14 protein-coding genes are annotated in these 18,042 nt (G+C 58.1%); 12 read left to right on the forward strand and 2 right to left on the reverse strand.

Annotated elements, in window-relative coordinates; genetic code table 11:
- Positions 1–8 precede the first annotated feature (8 nt).
- The 8 genes from HTT03_RS01860 to HTT03_RS01895 all read left to right on the forward strand — a co-directional run bounded on the left by HTT03_RS01860 (position 9) and on the right by HTT03_RS01895 (position 10,346).
- A complete protein-coding gene (locus HTT03_RS01860) occupies positions 9–2,138 on the forward strand; it encodes an acetate--CoA ligase family protein (protein WP_174858184.1) in 2,130 nt (709 codons plus the stop codon).
- Positions 2,059–2,847: an enoyl-CoA hydratase-related protein gene (locus HTT03_RS01865; protein ID WP_174858185.1), complete on the forward strand. Its 789-nt coding sequence runs from the start codon at positions 2,059–2,061 to the stop codon at positions 2,845–2,847. The genes HTT03_RS01860 and HTT03_RS01865 overlap by 80 nt, the downstream gene beginning before the upstream one ends.
- A gap of 1 nt (position 2,848) precedes the next feature.
- The gene (locus HTT03_RS01870; RefSeq protein ID WP_217482704.1) at positions 2,849–3,559 is read left to right on the forward strand and encodes an NAD(P)H-dependent oxidoreductase; all 711 of its coding nucleotides are present in this window, start codon (positions 2,849–2,851) and stop codon (positions 3,557–3,559) included.
- A 389-nt stretch (positions 3,560–3,948) separates the two neighbouring features.
- Positions 3,949–4,749, forward strand: coding sequence for an isochorismatase family protein (locus HTT03_RS01875; protein WP_217482705.1), 801 nt, complete (start codon positions 3,949–3,951; stop codon positions 4,747–4,749).
- 80 nt (positions 4,750–4,829) lie between these two features.
- On the forward strand, positions 4,830–6,647 hold the full coding sequence (locus tag HTT03_RS01880) for an amidohydrolase (protein ID WP_174858187.1): 1,818 nt from the start codon (positions 4,830–4,832) through the stop codon (positions 6,645–6,647).
- Between the two features lie 177 nt (positions 6,648–6,824).
- The gene (locus HTT03_RS01885) at positions 6,825–7,535 is read left to right on the forward strand and encodes a YoaK family protein (protein ID WP_174858188.1); all 711 of its coding nucleotides are present in this window, start codon (positions 6,825–6,827) and stop codon (positions 7,533–7,535) included.
- Between the two features lie 125 nt (positions 7,536–7,660).
- Entirely contained in the window at positions 7,661–9,124 is a 1,464-nt protein-coding gene (locus HTT03_RS01890) for an MFS transporter (protein ID WP_174858189.1), read from the forward strand.
- Between the two features lie 220 nt (positions 9,125–9,344).
- Positions 9,345–10,346 (forward strand): SDR family NAD(P)-dependent oxidoreductase, encoded by a 1,002-nt coding sequence (locus tag HTT03_RS01895; protein WP_174858190.1) that lies wholly within the window; start codon positions 9,345–9,347, stop codon positions 10,344–10,346.
- 22 nt (positions 10,347–10,368) lie between these two features.
- Here HTT03_RS01895 and HTT03_RS01900 read toward each other — a convergent pair whose 3' ends face one another.
- Both HTT03_RS01900 and HTT03_RS01905 read right to left on the reverse strand, forming a co-directional pair.
- Positions 10,369–11,223, reverse strand: a complete 855-nt coding sequence (locus HTT03_RS01900; RefSeq protein ID WP_174858191.1) for a GNAT family N-acetyltransferase — start codon at positions 11,221–11,223, stop codon at positions 10,369–10,371.
- A gap of 7 nt (positions 11,224–11,230) precedes the next feature.
- Positions 11,231–11,989 (reverse strand): polysaccharide deacetylase family protein, encoded by a 759-nt coding sequence (locus tag HTT03_RS01905; protein ID WP_174858192.1) that lies wholly within the window; start codon positions 11,987–11,989, stop codon positions 11,231–11,233.
- Positions 11,990–12,187: 198 nt separating this feature from the next.
- On the opposite strand from HTT03_RS01905, the gene HTT03_RS01910 reads away from it, so the two are divergent.
- From HTT03_RS01910 to HTT03_RS01925, 4 genes are read left to right on the forward strand one after another with little or no spacing between them, the layout of a single operon-like run.
- Positions 12,188–13,957: an ABC transporter ATP-binding protein gene (locus HTT03_RS01910; RefSeq protein ID WP_174858193.1), complete on the forward strand. Its 1,770-nt coding sequence runs from the start codon at positions 12,188–12,190 to the stop codon at positions 13,955–13,957.
- Positions 13,950–15,860: an ABC transporter substrate-binding protein gene (locus tag HTT03_RS01915; protein ID WP_174858194.1), complete on the forward strand. Its 1,911-nt coding sequence runs from the start codon at positions 13,950–13,952 to the stop codon at positions 15,858–15,860. The genes HTT03_RS01910 and HTT03_RS01915 overlap by 8 nt, the downstream gene beginning before the upstream one ends.
- Positions 15,857–16,885, forward strand: a complete 1,029-nt coding sequence (locus tag HTT03_RS01920; RefSeq protein ID WP_174858195.1) for an ABC transporter permease — start codon at positions 15,857–15,859, stop codon at positions 16,883–16,885. The genes HTT03_RS01915 and HTT03_RS01920 overlap by 4 nt, the downstream gene beginning before the upstream one ends.
- The gene (locus HTT03_RS01925) at positions 16,882–18,036 is read left to right on the forward strand and encodes an ABC transporter permease (protein ID WP_174858196.1); all 1,155 of its coding nucleotides are present in this window, start codon (positions 16,882–16,884) and stop codon (positions 18,034–18,036) included. The genes HTT03_RS01920 and HTT03_RS01925 overlap by 4 nt, the downstream gene beginning before the upstream one ends.
- Positions 18,037–18,042: the final 6 nt, after the last annotated feature.

Consider the following 18,042-nt stretch of genomic DNA (forward strand, 5'->3'; position numbering starts at 1 on the left):
GCAGAGATATGACACATAAACTTACCCGCCTCTTGCAGCCAAAATCGATCGCTGTCTTCGGCGGCGGCTGGTCCGAACGTGTGGTCGAGCAGTCCCTTCAGATGGGCTTTCAGGGGGACATCTGGCCCGTCCACCCAACGAAGGACAAGATCGCCGGCCTGCCCTGCTTCGCCAGTGTCGACGATTTGCCCGCAGCGCCGGATGCGAGCTTTATCGGGGTCAACCGACAAGCGACAATCGATATCGTGGGCAGCCTTGCGCGTCGGGGTAGCGGCGGGGCTGTCTGCTTTGCGTCGGGGTTTCGTGAGGTGCGCGATGGGGAAAGTCTGGAGCAACAATTGGTTGATGCGACGGGCGAAATGCCAATCCTTGGCCCCAATTGCTATGGTCTGATCAATTACCGCGCGGGCGCGCTGTTGTGGCCGGACCAACATGGGGGGCGGCGTTGCGATACGGGCGTCGCCATTATCGCGCAGTCGTCGAATGTCGCGATCAATTTGACCATGCAAAACCGCGGACTGCCGATTTCCTATATTCTGACAGTCGGCAATCAGGCTCAAACCGGTATGGCCGAGATGATCGACGCCGTTCTGGACGACCCAAAGGTGACAGCGATCGGGCTGCACATTGAAGGCTTTCGTGACATTCGCGCGATTGAAACTGCGCTCGCCAAAGCCCGTCGTCAGAAGGTCCCGGTGATCGCGCTCAAGGTCGGGATTTCAGACGCGGCACAGCGCATGACCGTGTCGCATACCGCTTCTCTGGCCGGGGCGGACGATCTTGTTGCGGCGTTTTTCCAGCGTATGAATGTCGCACGTGTGCTGTCGCTTGATGATTTTCTTGAAACGCTCAAACTGCTGCATACGCTCGGCCCCTCCCCTGACTATTCGATCGGTTCGCTCAGCTGCTCAGGTGGTGAGGCTTCTTTGATGGCGGACCTCGCTGATGTCGAAGGGATGGACTTGCGGCCCTTAACCTCCGGCGAAGCCTTAAAGGTCGCTGCGACCTTGCCGGACAGGGTAACGATTTCCAACCCACTGGATTATCACACATTCACTTGGGGAAACGGAGACAGCCTGCGCGAAACCTATGCCGCCATGCTGGACTGTGGTTTCGGGCTGACCTGCCTCGTGCTCGACGCCCCTCGCCCGGATCGCTGTTCGGACAATGGCAGTGAACTTGCCATACGCGCAGCGATCGACGCGGCCCACCGCACCAAAGGGCGCTTGGCGATTGTCTCTTCACTGGCCGAGAATATGACCGAAGCGATGGCGGACCGGCTGATGAGGGAAGGGATTGCGCCCCTCATGGGAATGCGCTCCGCCCTGCGTGCCGCTGCGGTCGCGGCGCAGATTGGCAAAGGATTTTCCGCCTTCGTTCCCGCCCCGCTGTTTCTGAGCGACGCAAAGGTCGATACGGCGTTTGAAACGGTAAACGAATGGGACGCGAAGCAGATTTTGCAGGCCCATGGCATCCAGACTCCGCGAGGGTCCGTCAAAACCACGGTAGATGAGGCCGTCAGTGCCGCAACCGCACTCGGCTACCCGGTGGTGCTCAAGGTCGTATCGTCGGAGATGGCCCATAAGACCGAACTTGGTGTGGTGAAGCTCAATCTCGCTAGCGAGGCAGAGGTGCGCGAGGCGGCCCAAGACCTCATCGTCCACAACGCACCGCTGCTTATCGAACAGATGGTGGAGAACCCCGTGGGCGACCTGATCCTTGGCGTGGCCCGCGACAGCCAGTTCGGCCTCTATCTCACCATCGGAGCGGGCGGCATAGCGGTCGAGATTTGGAAAGACGCCAACGTCATCCTTTTGCCCGCCACCCGCGACGAAATTTTTAAAGCGATCCTTTCCCTGAAATCCTCCCCCCTCTTCACAGGGTTCAGAGGCAAACCAGCGGCTGATCTATCGGCGGTGGTTAATGCCGCAGAAGCGCTTGCAGCCTATGCCATCGCCCAAGGCCCGTATCTCGAAGAGCTCGATATCAACCCGCTGATGGCCTGCGAAACTGGGGCTTATGCCGCTGACGCGCTCATCGTAAGAAGGAAAACGAAAGATGACATCTCCGATCAAGACCCATCGCAATGGCGCCATTTTAGAGATCACATTGGACCGGCCCAAGGCCAATACGATTGATCAGCCCACCAGCCGTTTGATGGGCGATGTCTTTGCCGAGTTCCGCGATGATGACAGCCTGAGAGTGGCCATTTTAACCGGCGCCGGTGAAAAGTTCTTCTCCGCCGGATGGGACTTGAACGAAGCGGCAGAAGTCGGTGGTGCCGGTTACAGCAATGACTACGGGCAAGGCGGGCTCTACGGCTTTCCCGAACTGCCCAATCTCGAAAAACCCGTGATTTGCGCGGTCAACGGCTATGCTGTTGGGGCAGGGTTCGAAGTGTTTTTGAATGCGGATTTCACGGTTGCTGCGGATCATGCGCAGATGTGGCTTCCCGAAGCGCAGCTAGGTGTCGCGCCTGACGTTGGAACGTTCCTGCTTCCGAAATTGCTGCCAACGCCGATTGCCAATGAAATTCTGATGACCGGGCGTCGCCTGAGCGCGGAGGAATGTAAACATTGGGGGCTGGTGAACCGCGTCGTTCCGCAAGCGGACCTTATGGATACAGCTCGCGAACTGGCCGCTCAGATCACCGCCTCCGCGCCGTTATCTGTCGCCGCGATCAAGCAAACGGCGCGGCTTTCGCGTCATATGTCGGCGGCGCAATTCTATCACGGCCTGCGCAATGGCGATTTCCCGCTTTTCACCAAGATGATGGAGAGCGAGGATGCATTGGAAGGGCCAAACGCCGCAATGGAGAAGCGTACAGCCGTTTGGAAGGGCCGGTGAAGTGAAGACCGCCCTGATCCTCAGCAGCACCCCCGAGCCAAAATCCTTTGTCGCCGGGATGGCTGCAACCTCCCAGCGGGTCTTGGCCGAAGAGGGCTATGAGGTCATCCATTCCGATCTCAACGCCGTGGGGTGGAATCCCGTGGCCTCTGCTTCAGATTTTCCGGAACGCAACAACGACGATTACCTCGTCTATGCGCTCGAACAACGCGCGGGTGTCGCCAAGGGAACAATATCGCCGGACATTCTGATTGAGCTGGAAAAACTTATGAAATGTGACCTGCTGGTACTGAACTTCCCGATCTATTGGTTTTCCGTTCCGGCCATTCTGAAAGGCTGGTTTGATCGTGTACTCGTGTCAGGCACCTGCTACGGCGGCACGCGTTTTTACGACCGCGGTGGTTTGCGTGGCAAGCGCGCCTTGGTCGCGGCCACCATCGGCGGCCAGCCTCATATGTTTGGTCGGGATGCGATTCATGGCCCTATCTCTGAAATGCTTTCGCCACTGCTGCGCGGCACGCTCGCCTATACCGGGATGGATGTCTTAGAACCGTTCATGGCGTGGCATGTGCCCTATATTTCGCAAAAGGCGCGGGAAAAAATCATGATCCAATACGCGCAATGCCTTCGCGATATAAACACACGCGACTGTCTGAAGCTCCCCTCGCTAGAGGCGTTTGATAAAGCACTGTATCCCCTGCCAAGAGCGTAAGCACTGCCCCGCTGTCGGGGCCGGCTTATTCCGCTTGGGTAAAAAAAATCGCAAAAAAATGCGCACTACACGACGGCAATCGCGAGTTTCGAGATCGAACGCAGCACATCTGCCCAACGTACCCCACCAACTGTTTGCAATCACTCGTGAAGGCGCTCTTGCCCGCCCGGTTCTACGAGCCGCGACTACGCCACGATCAGGCGAAATTGACCTCGATCTCACGCTATCGATCAGCAAGAAGTGGCGTGGTTACCAAATGGTAACGACTTTCCGAAAGTGCCCTCCGTTCTAACTTCCTCGTTGCTGTCACTGCTCGGTGAAATCGACGCCTTCTGTTGCTTTCATCACGCAAGAACAGCCCGCACCAGAACCCTAGAGAGGAAGTGAACATGATCCCCATGAACCGGTTCAAAAGAACCTTTACCGCTCTCGCGGCAGGCACCACCTTGGTTTTGCAGTCGTTCGCAATGGCCCCCGCTGCATCTGCACAGGAGACCAGCCAGTCCCTGCATCTTGACGGCCTTTCGAAAGAGCCCACTGAAGCGGCTAACGCTGCTCTGTTCGACCCTTCCGATGCTGTCTTCCTGCTACTCGATCACCAGACCGGCCTGTTCCAGACTGTAAACGACATTGCAGTCGATGATCTGCGTCGCAACACAGTGACATTGACCAAAGTCGCTCAGCAGGCGGACATCCCGGTGATCTATACCGCATCGGAGCCTGACGGCCCCAACGGCCCCTTGATGCCCGAACTGGAAGAACTTCTGGAAGGCGATGAAGACGCGCAATACGTTGCGCGGCAGGGCGAAGTCAGCTCGTGGGACAATGCGGATTTTGTTGCCGCAGTTGAGGCGACCGGCCGCAAAACACTGGTGATCGCCGGTGTCTGGACCTCTGTCTGCGTCGCCTTCCCGGCGCTTCAGGCAAAGGCTGATGGCTATGACGTCTTCGTTGTTATGGACGCTTCGGGCGACGTGAGCGAGATGGCGTCAATGGCCGCAATGCAACGCATGGCAATAGAAGGCATCGAGCCGCTCACAACTAACACTATCCTGAGCGAGGCGATGCGCACGTGGAATCGTCCCGATGCGATGGAATGGGCCGAGCTCTTTAACGCTGTCTCTCCTGGCTACCAAGCCGCTGCCGAAAGCTATGGCCGCGCACAGGAAGCCGCTACGAAGTCCGAATAACCTTCGGCACCGCGCGATATGACATGGGTGGCTGCGCGTTCTGCGCAGCCACTGCTCGCCCCTTAGAACTGGAGGACACAATGCTGACTTTCAAAAATACTGCCCTGCGCAGTGTGGCCCTGAGCGCCCTGATCGCAGGCACGCCCGCCTTAGCCCAAGATCAACTGGCGGCCGATCTTATCGTGAAGAATGCAGGCACCGTCTTTGCCGACGGCGCAGCAACATCAGAGACAACCGCCTTTGCCGTGCGCGACGGGACATTCGTAGCACTAGGCAGCGATGACGACATCGAAGCCTATCAGGGCGATGATACGCAGGTGATCGACGCCGATGGCCGGACGGTCATTCCGGGCTTGAACGATTCACACTCCCATCAGATCCGTGGTGGACGCTTTTACAACCTCGAAACCCGCTGGGACGGCATCCCGACGCTCAAAGAGGCACTGGAGCGCATCCGTACCGAAGCAAACCGCGTACCTGAGGGCGAATGGGTCCGCGTTATCGGGGGCTGGTCCCCCTATCAATTCGAAGAAAACCGGATGCCCACCGTTGATGAACTGAACGAGGCCGCACCCGACACGCCGGTTTTCGTGCTGTTTCTCTACAGCCAGGGTTTCCTCAATAAGGCTGGTGTAGAGGCCTTGGGCTATACGTCTGAGACCGAGACAGCCGATGGCTCGCGCATCGAGATTCTTGAGAACGGCGGTGCGATTCTACATGCCGAACCGAACCCATCCATCCTTTATAAAACCATCGGCGCGCTGCCGCAGATGTCCGAAGAGGACATGGTGAACTCGACCAAACAGTACTACCGCGAGCTGAACCGGCTTGGGCTTACATCGTCGATCGACGCGGGGGGCGGCGGGCATGTGTTCCCCGAGGATTACGTTGGCTCCAAGAATATCGCGACCAATGACGGGCTGCCGCTGCGAATGAGCTACTACCTCTTTGCGCAGGATCCGGGCGGTGAAATGGCCGAGTTCAAAAACTGGATCGCGAACAACGAAGTTGGGGTCAATCAGGACGCGCATCTGGATCACGGTTACGAGTTGGACGGCGCGGGCGAGTTTCTTGTTCACAGCGTTGGCGACTGGGAAAACTTCATGGCCCCTGCCCCCGATTTGGCCGAACGCGAAGCCCAAGGGCAGGATCCGCGTGGCGATCTGCACGAGGTCACCACAATGTTAGTCGGGGCCGGTTGGCCGCTGCGCCAGCACGCGACCTATGGTGACAGCATCGCGCTGATCATGGATGTTTTTGAGCAGGTGAACGAGGAGCAGGGCAAGTTTGCCCCCCGTTGGGCCATCGACCATGCTGAAACCGTGCGGGACGCGGAATTAGAACGTATCAAAGCGCTTGGCGGTGGTATCGCCATTCAAGACCGTATGGCCTTTGCCGGCGAATATTTCGTCGACCGCTATGGCGCCGAAGCCGCGACAGCGACACCTCCCGTGCGCAAGATGCTCGATATGGGCATCCCGGTCGGTGCAGGCACCGATGGCACCCGTGTCAGCAGCTACAACCCATGGCCTTCGCTTTACTGGCTGGTTACTGGCAAAACGGTTGGTGGATTGGAGCTTTGGGATGACGCCAACAAACTGACGCGCGAAGAGGCGCTGAGCATCTTCACCTCCGGTAGCGCGTGGTTCTCGCAAGAGGAGGACGTTAAGGGTGAAATCAAGGAAGGCATGTACGCGGATTTCGCAATCTTGTCGGATGACTACTTCACTGTTCCCGAAGGAGAGATCAAATCGTTGGAGGCGGTTCTTACGGTGACAGGCGGCAATGTTGTCTATGCAGCAGACGCCTTTGCCGATCACGCGCCCGAGGCATTGCCCGCCGTCAGCCCTGGCTGGTCACCTGTTGTAACCTATCAAGAGGCGCTTGGCACCCGCTGATGCATCGTCGTCGCGCTTACCAAGGCGCGGCGGCACCATCTCTGACTATGCGCAATGCCCTGCCCCGACGGTGTCTATGGTCAACTCGCGGCGTCCTTTCGCGATGCTCTCGCAAGTGGCCTGGGTAACGCAGGGCGGGGCCGCTCCGAAGAACTGATGGTGAAGAGGTATGGTCTAATGAGCAGCGTCAGCAATCGCACGCGGCCTATCGAGGTGTTGATGTATGCACTGACCTTTACATCGGGCATTATTGACGCTGTCACCATTCTTGGCCTTGGCGATATTTTCGCGTCTTTGATGACTGGCAATGTTGTCTATATTGGCATGGGGCTTGGAGGGTACGACGAGGTGTCCCCGCTGCGCAGTGTCTTTGCGATAGCTGCCTTTGTATTGGGATCGATACTGGCCGGGAGACTTGCAACACAGTTTATAAATCGTGCCGTCGGATCCTGGCTACTTGTAGTTTGTACAATTGAGGTTCTTTTCATTTTGGGCGCGGCTGGGGCTGCTTTGCAAATCGGGCCGGACGGTCCACCTGATCCGCTTTCCATGCAAGTGTTGATCGCGATTGGCATGGCCTCAGTCGCGATGGGCTTGCGCAACAGCACCATCCTACGACTTTCAATTCCTGACCTGAAGGTGACGGTGCTGACCCTCTCAATAAGCGGGTTTGGCGCAGATATCGGATCGGGCAAATCGGACCAACAAAAGCAGCTACGCCGGCTTTTTTCGATTGCCTTGATCGGCGCCGGCGCAACCTGCGGCGCTATGCTGTTTTACCGCTACGGTGTTGCTGTTCCGCTTTGCCTTATCGCTACAATTGTCGCAACCGCCACTTTCGCTTTCAGCAGAACTGCCGAGGCTAGGTTAATCGTTTCCGAGCTTTAGCCGCCTTAATTATTGGCGGAGTCAAAGAACGAAGGCCATATCGCTGGTCGTCCTTGGCCCATTTGTCTTCTCCCTATGCGAGGGCTACATGACCCTGCTTGGGTTCACCAAAAAGGGCCGCAGTCATGACGTCATCACATATTGATATAGACCAACTCGCCGATGAGCAGCTTGACCCGACGGCGGATCCGGTTCGGTGGCGTATTCTTGCGGTGCTCATGGTCACGATTTTCATGACCCTCATTAGCGTCAGCATCGTGAACGTGGCCCTTCCGTCGATCCGACTGGGCCTTGATGCGACACAGTCCGACCTGCAATGGGTGCTGTCTGGCTATGCCCTGACGTTTGGCGTGGTCTTGGTGGCTGCGGGACGTGCGGGTGACATCATGGGGCGCGGCGGGCTGTTCCTGATTGGCGTGACTATCTTTACCCTGTCATCAGTGGCGGCGGGTTTGGCCCCCAATGCGGAATGGCTCAACGCGACGCGCTTTGCCCAAGGGATCGGCTCTGGTTTGCTCAACCCGCAAGGGCTCGGGATGATCCAGCATTATTTCCGTGGCGATGCACGCGGGCGCGCCTTTGGGTATTTCGGCACGACTGTCGGTCTGTCTGTCGCGGTCGGTCCGGTGCTCGGCGGGCTTTTGATTGAACTGGGCGGGCCGGAACTTGGCTGGCGGCTGACGTTTTTGGTGAACGTCCCCATCGGTATCACCGCCATTGTTCTGGGGCTCCTCTGGTTCCCGCGCCCTCTCATTGTGCGTCTGCCTCGAACCGGGAGCGGGCTTCGCTCGCTCGACCCTGTTGGCGCTCTCTTGTTGGCCTTGGCTGTGCTTGCCGTCCTGTTTCCCTTTGTCGAAGGCAGCGGTGACAGGCGGGTCTGGTGGTTGCTGCCGCTCGGCGCGGTGCTGGGCTGGCTGTGGATCAAATGGGAGCAACGCTATGTCCGGCTGGGCCTGAACCCGATGGTCGACCTCAAGGTTTTTTCCACCCGCAGCTATACCAATGGCATCACGATTATGACCCTGTATTTCATGGGCGTTACCAGCGTCTGGGTATTGGTCGCCTTATATGTCCAAGAGGGCAACGGAATGACGGCGCTGCAATCCTCCGCGTTTGGCATTCCTGCCGCGTTGCTGTCCGCCTATGCTGCCCATTGGGCCGGAAGCCGTGTTGCGCGCTATGGCCGAAAGCTGGTGATCGGTGGGTTGATGCTGGCGCTGTTCGGGCTCGGCCTTAGCATCTTGGTGGTCCTTCTGACGGACGCGGGCCACCTGAGCATTTGGTGGTTGATGCTCTCGTTGTCCTTTATCGGTGTGGCGCAGGGGACGGTGATCAGCCCGAACCAAACGCTGACGCTGGCGAATGTGCCGCTGGATTATGCGGGTAGCTCCGGTGCGATCATGCAGACTGGCCAGCGTATCGGCACGGCGGTCGGCATCGCCGTGATCACCGCCGCGATGTTCTATGCGCTGGCCGCGACGTCTTGGGCGATTGCGATGGTCGTAGGATTTAGCTTGATTTCCATCGTGGTGGTTCTCGCGCTGCTGGTGGCCTTCAAAGATCTACGCGACCGCAGACAATCCTCATGACGGTCTGGGCGGGCAAAATCAAAGGGTCTGCCAAGACAGTCCTGTCCCGCGCCTAGTTGCCTTCCCGCTGCTCTGTGAGTACCAACTGTCAAAGCGCAAGGACACCGTACCCTGCTTACCCTTGCCCTACGCCCCGTGACACGGAAGCTCGCACAACGTCATGCATTGCATTTACCCCTCCCCCCCAGAGCTTTCGACTGTCAGAAGCGGAGCGCTTTGAATGAGAACCGCCCTTGTCACCGGATCGTCTGGATTTATCGGATACTTCGTGTCTCTTGCCCTGCTACGGTCGGGCTGGCGGGTGATCGGGATCGACAGCCTATCGGACTACTATGACGTCGAGCTAAAGCTGAACCGTCAATCGCAGCTCTGCGAATATGCGCAGTTCAGCGTGGTGAATGAAAAGCTGGAAACCCCGCAGGCGCTGATGACCCTGTTCAAAGAGCAGCGCCCGGATGTCGTGATACATCTGGCCGCGCAGGCGGGCGTGCGCCATTCCATCGACGATCCGCGCGCCTATCTGGACGCCAACCTCATCGGCACCTTTGAATTGCTAGAAGCCGCCCGCGCCTTCCCGCCTGAGCATATGCTGCTGGCGTCGAGTTCGTCTATCTTTGGTGCCAACAGCCAGATGCCGTATAAAGAGGCGGACAAGGTTGATACGCAGATGTCCTTCTATGCGGCGACCAAGAAGGCGACTGAAAATATGGCGCATTCCTATGCGCATCTGTACAAACTGCCCACAACCATGTTCCGCTTCTTCACGGTCTACGGTCCTTGGGGCCGCCCGGACATGGCGTATTTTAAGTTCACCAAGGCCATTCTTAACCGCGAGCCGATCGACGTTTACAACCATGGTAAGATGCAGCGTGATTTTACCTATGTGGACGATCTGGTCCGCGCGATCACGGGGCTGATCGATGTTCCCCCCAATCCAGCCAGCCCGGTGGCGGGTGATAGTGTTTCACCTGTCGCGCCGTTTCGAACCGTTAACATCGGCAATGCCTCTCCAGTCTCGCTGATGGACTTCATCGCCGCGATTGAGGCTGCCTGTGGGCGAGAGGCGGTCAAGACCTTCCACCCAATTCAACCCGGTGATGTGCCCGCCACTTGGGCAGATACCACATTGCTGCAAACGCTGATCGGCAAGCAACCCTCCACGCCGGTGGGCGAAGGGTTGCAGCACTTCGTGGACTGGTACCGAGACTTCTACAAAGTGTGACCCGAGCAAAGGCTGTCGTGCATCAATGGATTTTGATATTGAGCAGCACACATTCCGAATAGAGCATATCGATCTCGGACGGGTCCAACAGCCCATGCTGGCAGTATCTGGGCGTCGCGAACTCCCTCACCTCATCGCAGACAATCCCCTCCCGCGCGAAGCGACGGTCTAGGGAAAGGATTGCCGCTTCCGAAGGCAGGACCGAGGCCGCGATCTGCTTTGCATAGCGGGCGAAGAGGGGTTGATCGGCGAGATACATGATTTCGTGGGTCACATAGTCGTCATGCTTTTTCTGCGGGTAGATGACCATCGTGCAGAGCCCCTCAGGCGTTTCCACTGAGAGAAACCTAAGCCGCAGCCCCTGATGGTCTTCGATAATGCGGCGGTCTTTTGCAGGCAGGCGATCACCCAAAGACAAAGGGTCGTCATGGACGTCAAAGCCCGCATCTTTTGACGGATGCCAGACCAGTCGCTCGCGGTCCAACTCCCTTAGCCCCGCCTTTTCCAAGACATTGACCGCCGCCTTTGCACTGGAAAAGTTTGTCACCGTGACATCCGGATCAAGGGTCGCCAAAGCGATCATCTTCTTGCCGACCCCCTGCCCGCGATAGTCCTTGAGCACATACCATGAAGTCATATCAGCCGTGGTTCTCGGCCCATTCGAGGTTTGGCGCTCGGCATAGACCAACCCCAAGACGCCGACCAATTTGCCGTCATCGCGCACGGTGATGGCATAGCGGCCCTCTGGTCCGCACCATCTTCCGGCCAGCAAGGCACGCCAGCTTTCGATGCCCCATTTCGCGCGGACGAAAACGGTGTTCATAAATTGGGCGACTTCCTCGCGTTCGGCAGGGGAAGCATAGGCGATATCTAGCATTTCGGGCTCATTTTAGCTGGCTGTCCAACGATATCCACCGGGTCGCCGCGTTATGCGTCAGCCGCGACATGAGCGCTTCCATGAAACCCCACGTGTCTTCGTCAGTCTGCAGGTGATGGCTTACTAATCCAGTCGGCTCGTGTCGATATGCGTCTTCCAGTCGACGTTTGCGCAGGTGGCGCACACATTGCTCCAAGGTCTTCTCTACGCCTGCAAACTTGGCGCCTTCCTTCCAGCGGATTGGGTCAATGTGACCGTTGAAATGCTGCAATTCCGGAACGGGCTCAGGATAGGGCCGTGCGTCAAACCCCGAAAACGCGGCATACCCCCACCCCGGCAAGTATGGCAGAACCTTCTCGCCAATCCGGTTCCACGGCGGGACAAAGACAGGCAGCAAGTTTGGCAAACGCGCCGATTGCATCCGCCGCCACCCTTCGCGCAGGTCCGTTTCGATCAACGCCAGATCGCGCAGCCTACCGACCTCGGATGCGCGGGTGCCTTTGGGTTCGTGGTTTTTATGCGCATACCCATGTTGCAAAGTATAAACCTGAGGCGAGGCTGACAGCCGATCGGCAAGTTTGACATCTATGTCATGGGGAATGACCGCCAGATGCAACGGCGCGGCAAAGCGCTCTGACAAGGCAATCAGCCTGTCTAAGGGATCAGTACATGCTTCCGTATCATCGTCGCGCCACCAGAATGTTGGCGTCTCGCCCTGTGCGGACCATTTTCCGAGTTCTTCGTCTAATTCTGCCCAGGTCGCCAAAAGCTGATCCCTTTCCTTCTGCGCTGATTGAACCATTCACAGGGCTCAATGTACACTCACTATTCCCCGCAGCCCCGCTATCTAGCGGCCAATATTAGATAACCGGCCCTCGACACAATCGCGACACTGGACGCTTGCTTATAAATCGGCTTCACTCATTTGCAGACCGCGCGCACGCGGGAATGGAATGGGACACCGATGACACCTCTGTTGGAAGTTGACGGGCTGACGATCGGGTTTGGCAAGGCCGATCCGGTGGTGCGCGATGTCAGTTTTTCCATACGCGCTGGTGAAACGCTCGCATTGGTCGGTGAAAGCGGTTCTGGCAAGACCCTGACCTGTCGCAGCGTGCTGCGCATCCTCCCCGAAGCTGCCCAGATCCGAAGTGGCAGGATCGTCTTTGCCGGAGGCGACGCGCCTGTCGATATGCTGCGCCTGCGCGAACCAGAGATGCGCCAGATCAGGGGCGACCGCATCTCGATGATCTTCCAAGAGCCGATGCGCTCCCTTTCACCACTGCACCGGCTGGGCAACCAAGTGGCAGAGGTGCTGCGCTTGCACCGTTCCATGAGCCGATCAGAGGCAAAGCGGACGGTGCTTCAGAAATTTGAACGCGTCGGGTTCACAGAGCCTGAGCGGATCTGGCGCAGCTATCCATTTGAGTTGTCGGGCGGCATGCGACAACGCGCAATGATCGCGATGGCGATGGTGGCCAAACCCACGCTATTGATCGCGGACGAACCAACGACAGCGCTGGATGTGACAACGCAGGCGCAGGTGTTGGGACTGATTAAGACGTTGCAAGCGGAAACCGGGATGGCGGTTATCCTTGTGACGCATGATCTGGGTGTGGTGGCGAACATGGCCGAGCAGGTTGTCGTCATGAGCGGAGGCCGCGTCATGGAAAGCGGCAGCGCGCCAGAGGTTCTGGGCCATCCTGAACATGGCTATACGCGTAAGCTTTTTGCCGCCGCCACGATGATCCCCGAGGTCGCAGCACCGGCCCGCGAGGTCCCGCACAAAGACCTGATCCTTGAGATGCGGGGCGTCGACAAAACCTTTGCTCTGCGTGCCAGAGGCTGGCGCAAACCAACCACCGTGACCGCTTGCAAGGATGTTAATTTGGAAGTGGTGAGAGGCAAGACGATAGCGGTAGTTGGCGAAAGCGGATCTGGCAAAACCACCTGCGCGCGCATGGCATTGGGTGCCGTGCTGCCTGATCCCGGCGGCGCAGTGCTGTTCTATTCCGAACCGGGTGCGCCTCCCCTGCCCGTTCACAGCATGTCCGCTTCGCAACGCAGCGCGTTTCAACGGCAAGCGCAAATGGTGTTCCAAGACCCATATTCCTCGCTATCGCCAAGGATGCGTATCGGGGCGGCGCTGACCGAACCGCTGGAAATCCACGGCATCGGATCTCGCGCTGAGTGGCGCGACAAGGCGGCCGCGATGCTGAAACTGGTCGGGCTCAACCCCGACATGATGACGCGCTATCCACATGCCTTTTCAGGCGGCCAGCGGCAGCGCCTTTCGATTGCCCGCGCCTTGACGCTGGACCCTAAACTTTTGATCTGTGACGAGCCGACATCCGCGTTGGACGTGTCAGTGCAAGAGCAGATTTTAAGGTTGCTGGAGGAAATTCGTGATCGCGCCTCATTGAGCTATCTGTTCATTAGCCACGATCTGGCAGTCGTGGCGCGCATTGCTGACGAAGTTATCGTGATGCGGGCCGGCGTTATTGTCGAACAGGCCCCGCCCGAAACGCTGTTCTACGATCCTCGCCATCCCTATACCAAGGCGCTGATCGCCGCCCAGCCGGAACCGGATATCGCCAGACCGATCGATCTAGAACTGGTGGCCAAGGGGGCCGGTGCGCCCTCAACCTGGCCAGAAATGTTCCGCATCGATGGCGGGGTCGCACCGGCTTTGCAAAACGTGGGCGACGGTCACATGGTTCGCTGTCATGTCTAAACTGCTCGCCCTGCTGCTGTGTCTGGCAACGCCAGCTTGGGCCATGCCAACAGTGCAGGAAACGACCTTTTTGGCGGCGAAAGTGGAGAAGGGCGATCTGCCACCGATCACCGAGCGTCTGCCCGATGTGCCTTTGGTCGTTGATCTTGAGGCCAAAGGGCGCAGCTATGGCACCCAAGGCGGTACATTGCGCACCTTGGGGACGCGGTCCAAGGATGTGCGTCTGATGTCCGCCTACGGCTATGCACGGCTGGTGGGCTATACATCAGATTACACCCTACAGCCCGACATCCTTCGCGACGTTGAAGTGGTTGAGAACCGCAGGTTCACCTTGCATTTGCGGCCGGGCCACCGCTGGTCGGACGGGGCGCCCTTCACCTCGGAGGATTTTCGCTATTGGTGGGAGAATGTGGCGCAAGACCCTGACATCACGCCCTCTGGCCCGCCGGACTTTATGTATGTCGAGGATGAGCTGGGCACGGTTGACTTCCCCGATGCCTATACGGTCGTTTTCGAATGGTCTGCCGCAAACCCGAACTTCTTGCCCCAATTGGCGCAGGCCAGCCCCCCGTTCATTTATCGCCCCGCGCATTACCTCAAGCAGTTTCATCAGCAGTTTACCTCCCCCGATGCGCTTCAGGCCGCGATCAGCAAAGCGCGGGTTAAGAGTTGGGCTGCGCTGCATAACAAACGCGACAATATGAGCAAGTTCGACAACCCAGAACAGCCGACCTTGCAGCCTTGGGTCAATGTCTCTGAGAGTGGCACGTCCCGACAGTTGTTTGTGCGCAATCCGTATTACCACCGCATCGACGCGCGGGGGGTGCAACTCCCCTATATCGACAGGGTTGAGATGACGATCACGACCGGCGGGCTCATCGCAGCAAAGGCCAATGCGGGCGAGACGGACCTTCAGGCGCGTGGCCTCGATTTTCCCGATATCTCGATCCTCAAAAAGGGCGAAGCGGATGGCGGCAACTATCGCACGCTGCTGTGGGAGAACGGGGCTGCAAGCCAGATCGCCATCTATCCCAACCTGAACTTTGCCGACCCGGTTTGGCGAGAGGTCATGCGCGATGTGCGCTTTCGCCGTGCGCTCAGCCACGGCGTTGACCGACATATGATTAACCGCGCGCTCTATTTCGGGCTGGCCAAAGCAGGCGGTATGACAGCGCTTTCGCAAAGTCCCCTGTATGACCCCGAAAACCAGTCTGCCTATGCAGAGTATTCTCCGACCATTGCAAATGCCTTGTTGGATGAGATGGGTCTGACAGAGCGCACGCAGGCCGGGATCCGCAAATTGCCCGATGGCCGCGCTATGGAATTCGTGGTTGAAACAGCAGGCGAGCGGCAAGAGGTGGAAAACGCACTCGCCATCCTGACTGACACGTGGCGCGAATTGGGCATTAAGCTGGTGATGCGCCCGCTTGACCGCGACATTCTGCGCAATCGGGTTTACGCGGGCCTGAGCATGGCGTCTGTCTGGTTCGGCTGGGACAATGGGCTGCCCACGCCGCAGACCTCTCCGATGTATCTTGCGCCCACCAATCAAGAATTTTTCGCTTGGCCCATGTGGGGCCAATATTACCAATCCAAAGGCGAACTAGGCGAGGAGCCGCAGGGCGCGGCACCAAGGCGACTGCTGGCCTTGGCGGACCGCTGGAACCGCGCGGATGACGATGTCACCCGCGCTGACCTGTGGCGCGAGATGCTGCGCATTCATGCCCAGCAGGTCTATGCCATCGGTCTTCTTTCCGAAGCGCCCCAGCCTGTGGTCGTATCAAAGCGGTTGCGCAATGTTCCCCAGCAGGGCGTTTGGGCTTATGAACCGGGTGCCCATTTCGGTGTTCACCGCATTGACGAGTTCTACTTTGGCGAACCGTCGGAGCAGGTTGTCCAATGATGTTCCTCCGCTATGCCGTTTACCGCTTTTTCACGATGTTGCTGACCCTGCTGGTCGTCTCGGTCCTTGTCTTTGTGATTATCAATTTGCCGCCCGGTGATTACCTGTCCAACCAGATCGCGGAATTGCGCGCCACTGGTCAGGCTGAAGGCGTGGCAAAGGCTGAATTTCTTCGCGCCGAATACGCGCTCGACCGGCCTTTGTGGGAACAATACCTAATCTGGGTCGGCTTCGCCCCCGGACCGCAGGGTTTTTCCGGCCTCATTCAAGGTGATTTCGGCTGGTCCTTCGAATTTGACCGCCCTGTGGGTGAGATCGTCGGGGATGCCTTGTGGTTGACAGTATTGGTCAATCTCGCGGCTGTGCTTTTCGTCTATGCAGTGGCGCTTCCCTTGGGCGTCCTCGCAGCCGCCAAATCGGAAACATGGGCCGATTATACAGCAGGATTCGTCGGATATCTGGGTCTTGCCACGCCAAACTTCCTCTTGGCGCTGATCTTGTTTTACTACGGGCATAAATACCTCGACCTGCCGATTGGCGGGTTAATGGACCCGGCTTTCGAGGGCGCGCCGATGTCATGGCCAAAGGTCAAATCAATCCTATTGCATATGATCGTCCCGACCTTTGTTATCGGCACCTCGGGGGCAGCAGCGATGATGCAGCGCCTGCGCGCCAATATGCTGGACGAATTAAGCAAACCCTATGTTGAAACCGCCAAAGCCAAGGGCATGGCGCCGAGGCGACTTTTGGTTAAATACCCGCTGCGCGTGGCGTTTAACCCCTTTGTTGCAGATATCGGAAACCTGTTGCCTGCGATGGTCTCGGGCTCGGTCTTGGTTTCTGTGGTGCTGGGTTTGCAGACGATCGGACCTTATCTGCTGACGGCATTGAAGTCGCAGGACCAATTTCTCGCGGGTTTTGTGTTGATGTTCGTGGCCCTGCTGACGCTGATCGGCACGATGATCTCTGACATGCTACTGGTGCTGCTTGACCCGCGCATCCGCTATGGAGGGCGCCCCACATGAGCACGCAGCCCTCCAACCGTTTTGTTGATACCGAACCTTGGGTCGATACCTCTGATATCTCGGCACCCGAACGCAAAGAATTCGACGCGCCCGCTTGGCTGTTGATGTGGCGCAGCTTCCGCCGCCATAAGCTCGCGCTTATCTCCGGCATCTTTCTGCTCTGTGCCTATCTGATACTGCCTATTGCCGGTTTCATCGCGCCCTATACGCCAAACGAACGCAAGCCTGAGTATCTTTACGCGCCGCCGCAAAGCATCAACCTGTGGCACGAAGGCGCTTTCATTGGCCCGTTTGTCTATCCGATCACCGCCCAGGCCGATCTGGAGAACTATCGCTGGACCTATACCACCGATGAAACCCAGCCCCTGCCTTTAAAGCTCTTTTGCGAAGGGCAAAGCTACAAGCTCTTTGGGTTGATCCCGTCAGATACGCATCTGTTCTGCCCCCCCGATGGCGCAAGCCTGTTTCTCTGGGGGTCTGACCGCTTAGGCCGCGATGTGTTCAGCCGAATTCTATACGGCGCGCAATTGTCGTTGACGGTGGGGCTGATTGGCATCTCCGTGTCCTTCGCGCTCGGCATCACCTTCGGTGCGATGGCGGGCTATTTCGGTGGCAAGACGGATTGGATTCTCAACCGCATCATCGAAATTCTGCGCAGCCTGCCCGAATTGCCGCTTTGGCTCGCGCTCTCTGCTGCGGTGCCTTCAAGCTGGGGACCGGTGGCCGTTTTCTTTATCATATCGATCATTCTGGGCATCCTCGACTGGCCCGGCCTCGCGCGATCCGTGCGCGCGAAATTCCTGTCCCTGCGCGAAGAGGAATATGTAAAGGCCGCCGAGATGATGGGGGCCAAACCGGGGCGTGTCATTCGCCGCCATTTGCTGCCAAACTTCATGTCCCACCTGATTGCCAGTGCGACGCTATCGATACCTGCGATGATCCTTGGTGAAACGGCGCTGAGCTATCTTGGGCTGGGCCTGCGCGCGCCCGCGGTGAGCTGGGGTGTCATGTTGAACGACGCGCAGAACCTCGCCAGTATTGAGATTTATTGGTGGACGGCCATTCCAATGCTGCCGATCATTGTGGTGGTTTTGGCATTCAACTTTCTCGGCGATGGGCTTCGTGCCTCTTTGGACCCTTACAAAAGTTAATCAAAG

It is taken from the genome of Sulfitobacter maritimus (assembly GCF_013346665.1).
Taxonomy (GTDB): domain Bacteria; phylum Pseudomonadota; class Alphaproteobacteria; order Rhodobacterales; family Rhodobacteraceae; genus Sulfitobacter; species Sulfitobacter maritimus.

Coding starts and splice junctions, on each gene's coding strand:
- HTT03_RS01860 (WP_174858184.1), top strand. CDS start 9: ATGACACATAAACTTACCCGCCTCTTGCAGCCAAAATCGATCGCTGTC.
- HTT03_RS01865 (WP_174858185.1), top strand. CDS start 2,059: ATGACATCTCCGATCAAGACCCATCGCAATGGCGCCATTTTAGAGATC.
- HTT03_RS01875 (WP_217482705.1), top strand. CDS start 3,949: ATGATCCCCATGAACCGGTTCAAAAGAACCTTTACCGCTCTCGCGGCA.
- HTT03_RS01880 (WP_174858187.1), top strand. CDS start 4,830: ATGCTGACTTTCAAAAATACTGCCCTGCGCAGTGTGGCCCTGAGCGCC.
- HTT03_RS01885 (WP_174858188.1), top strand. CDS start 6,825: ATGAGCAGCGTCAGCAATCGCACGCGGCCTATCGAGGTGTTGATGTAT.
- HTT03_RS01890 (WP_174858189.1), top strand. CDS start 7,661: ATGACGTCATCACATATTGATATAGACCAACTCGCCGATGAGCAGCTT.
- HTT03_RS01895 (WP_174858190.1), top strand. CDS start 9,345: ATGAGAACCGCCCTTGTCACCGGATCGTCTGGATTTATCGGATACTTC.
- HTT03_RS01900 (WP_174858191.1), bottom strand. CDS start 11,223: ATGCTAGATATCGCCTATGCTTCCCCTGCCGAACGCGAGGAAGTCGCC.
- HTT03_RS01910 (WP_174858193.1), top strand. CDS start 12,188: ATGACACCTCTGTTGGAAGTTGACGGGCTGACGATCGGGTTTGGCAAG.
- HTT03_RS01915 (WP_174858194.1), top strand. CDS start 13,950: ATGTCTAAACTGCTCGCCCTGCTGCTGTGTCTGGCAACGCCAGCTTGG.
- HTT03_RS01920 (WP_174858195.1), top strand. CDS start 15,857: ATGATGTTCCTCCGCTATGCCGTTTACCGCTTTTTCACGATGTTGCTG.
- HTT03_RS01925 (WP_174858196.1), top strand. CDS start 16,882: ATGAGCACGCAGCCCTCCAACCGTTTTGTTGATACCGAACCTTGGGTC.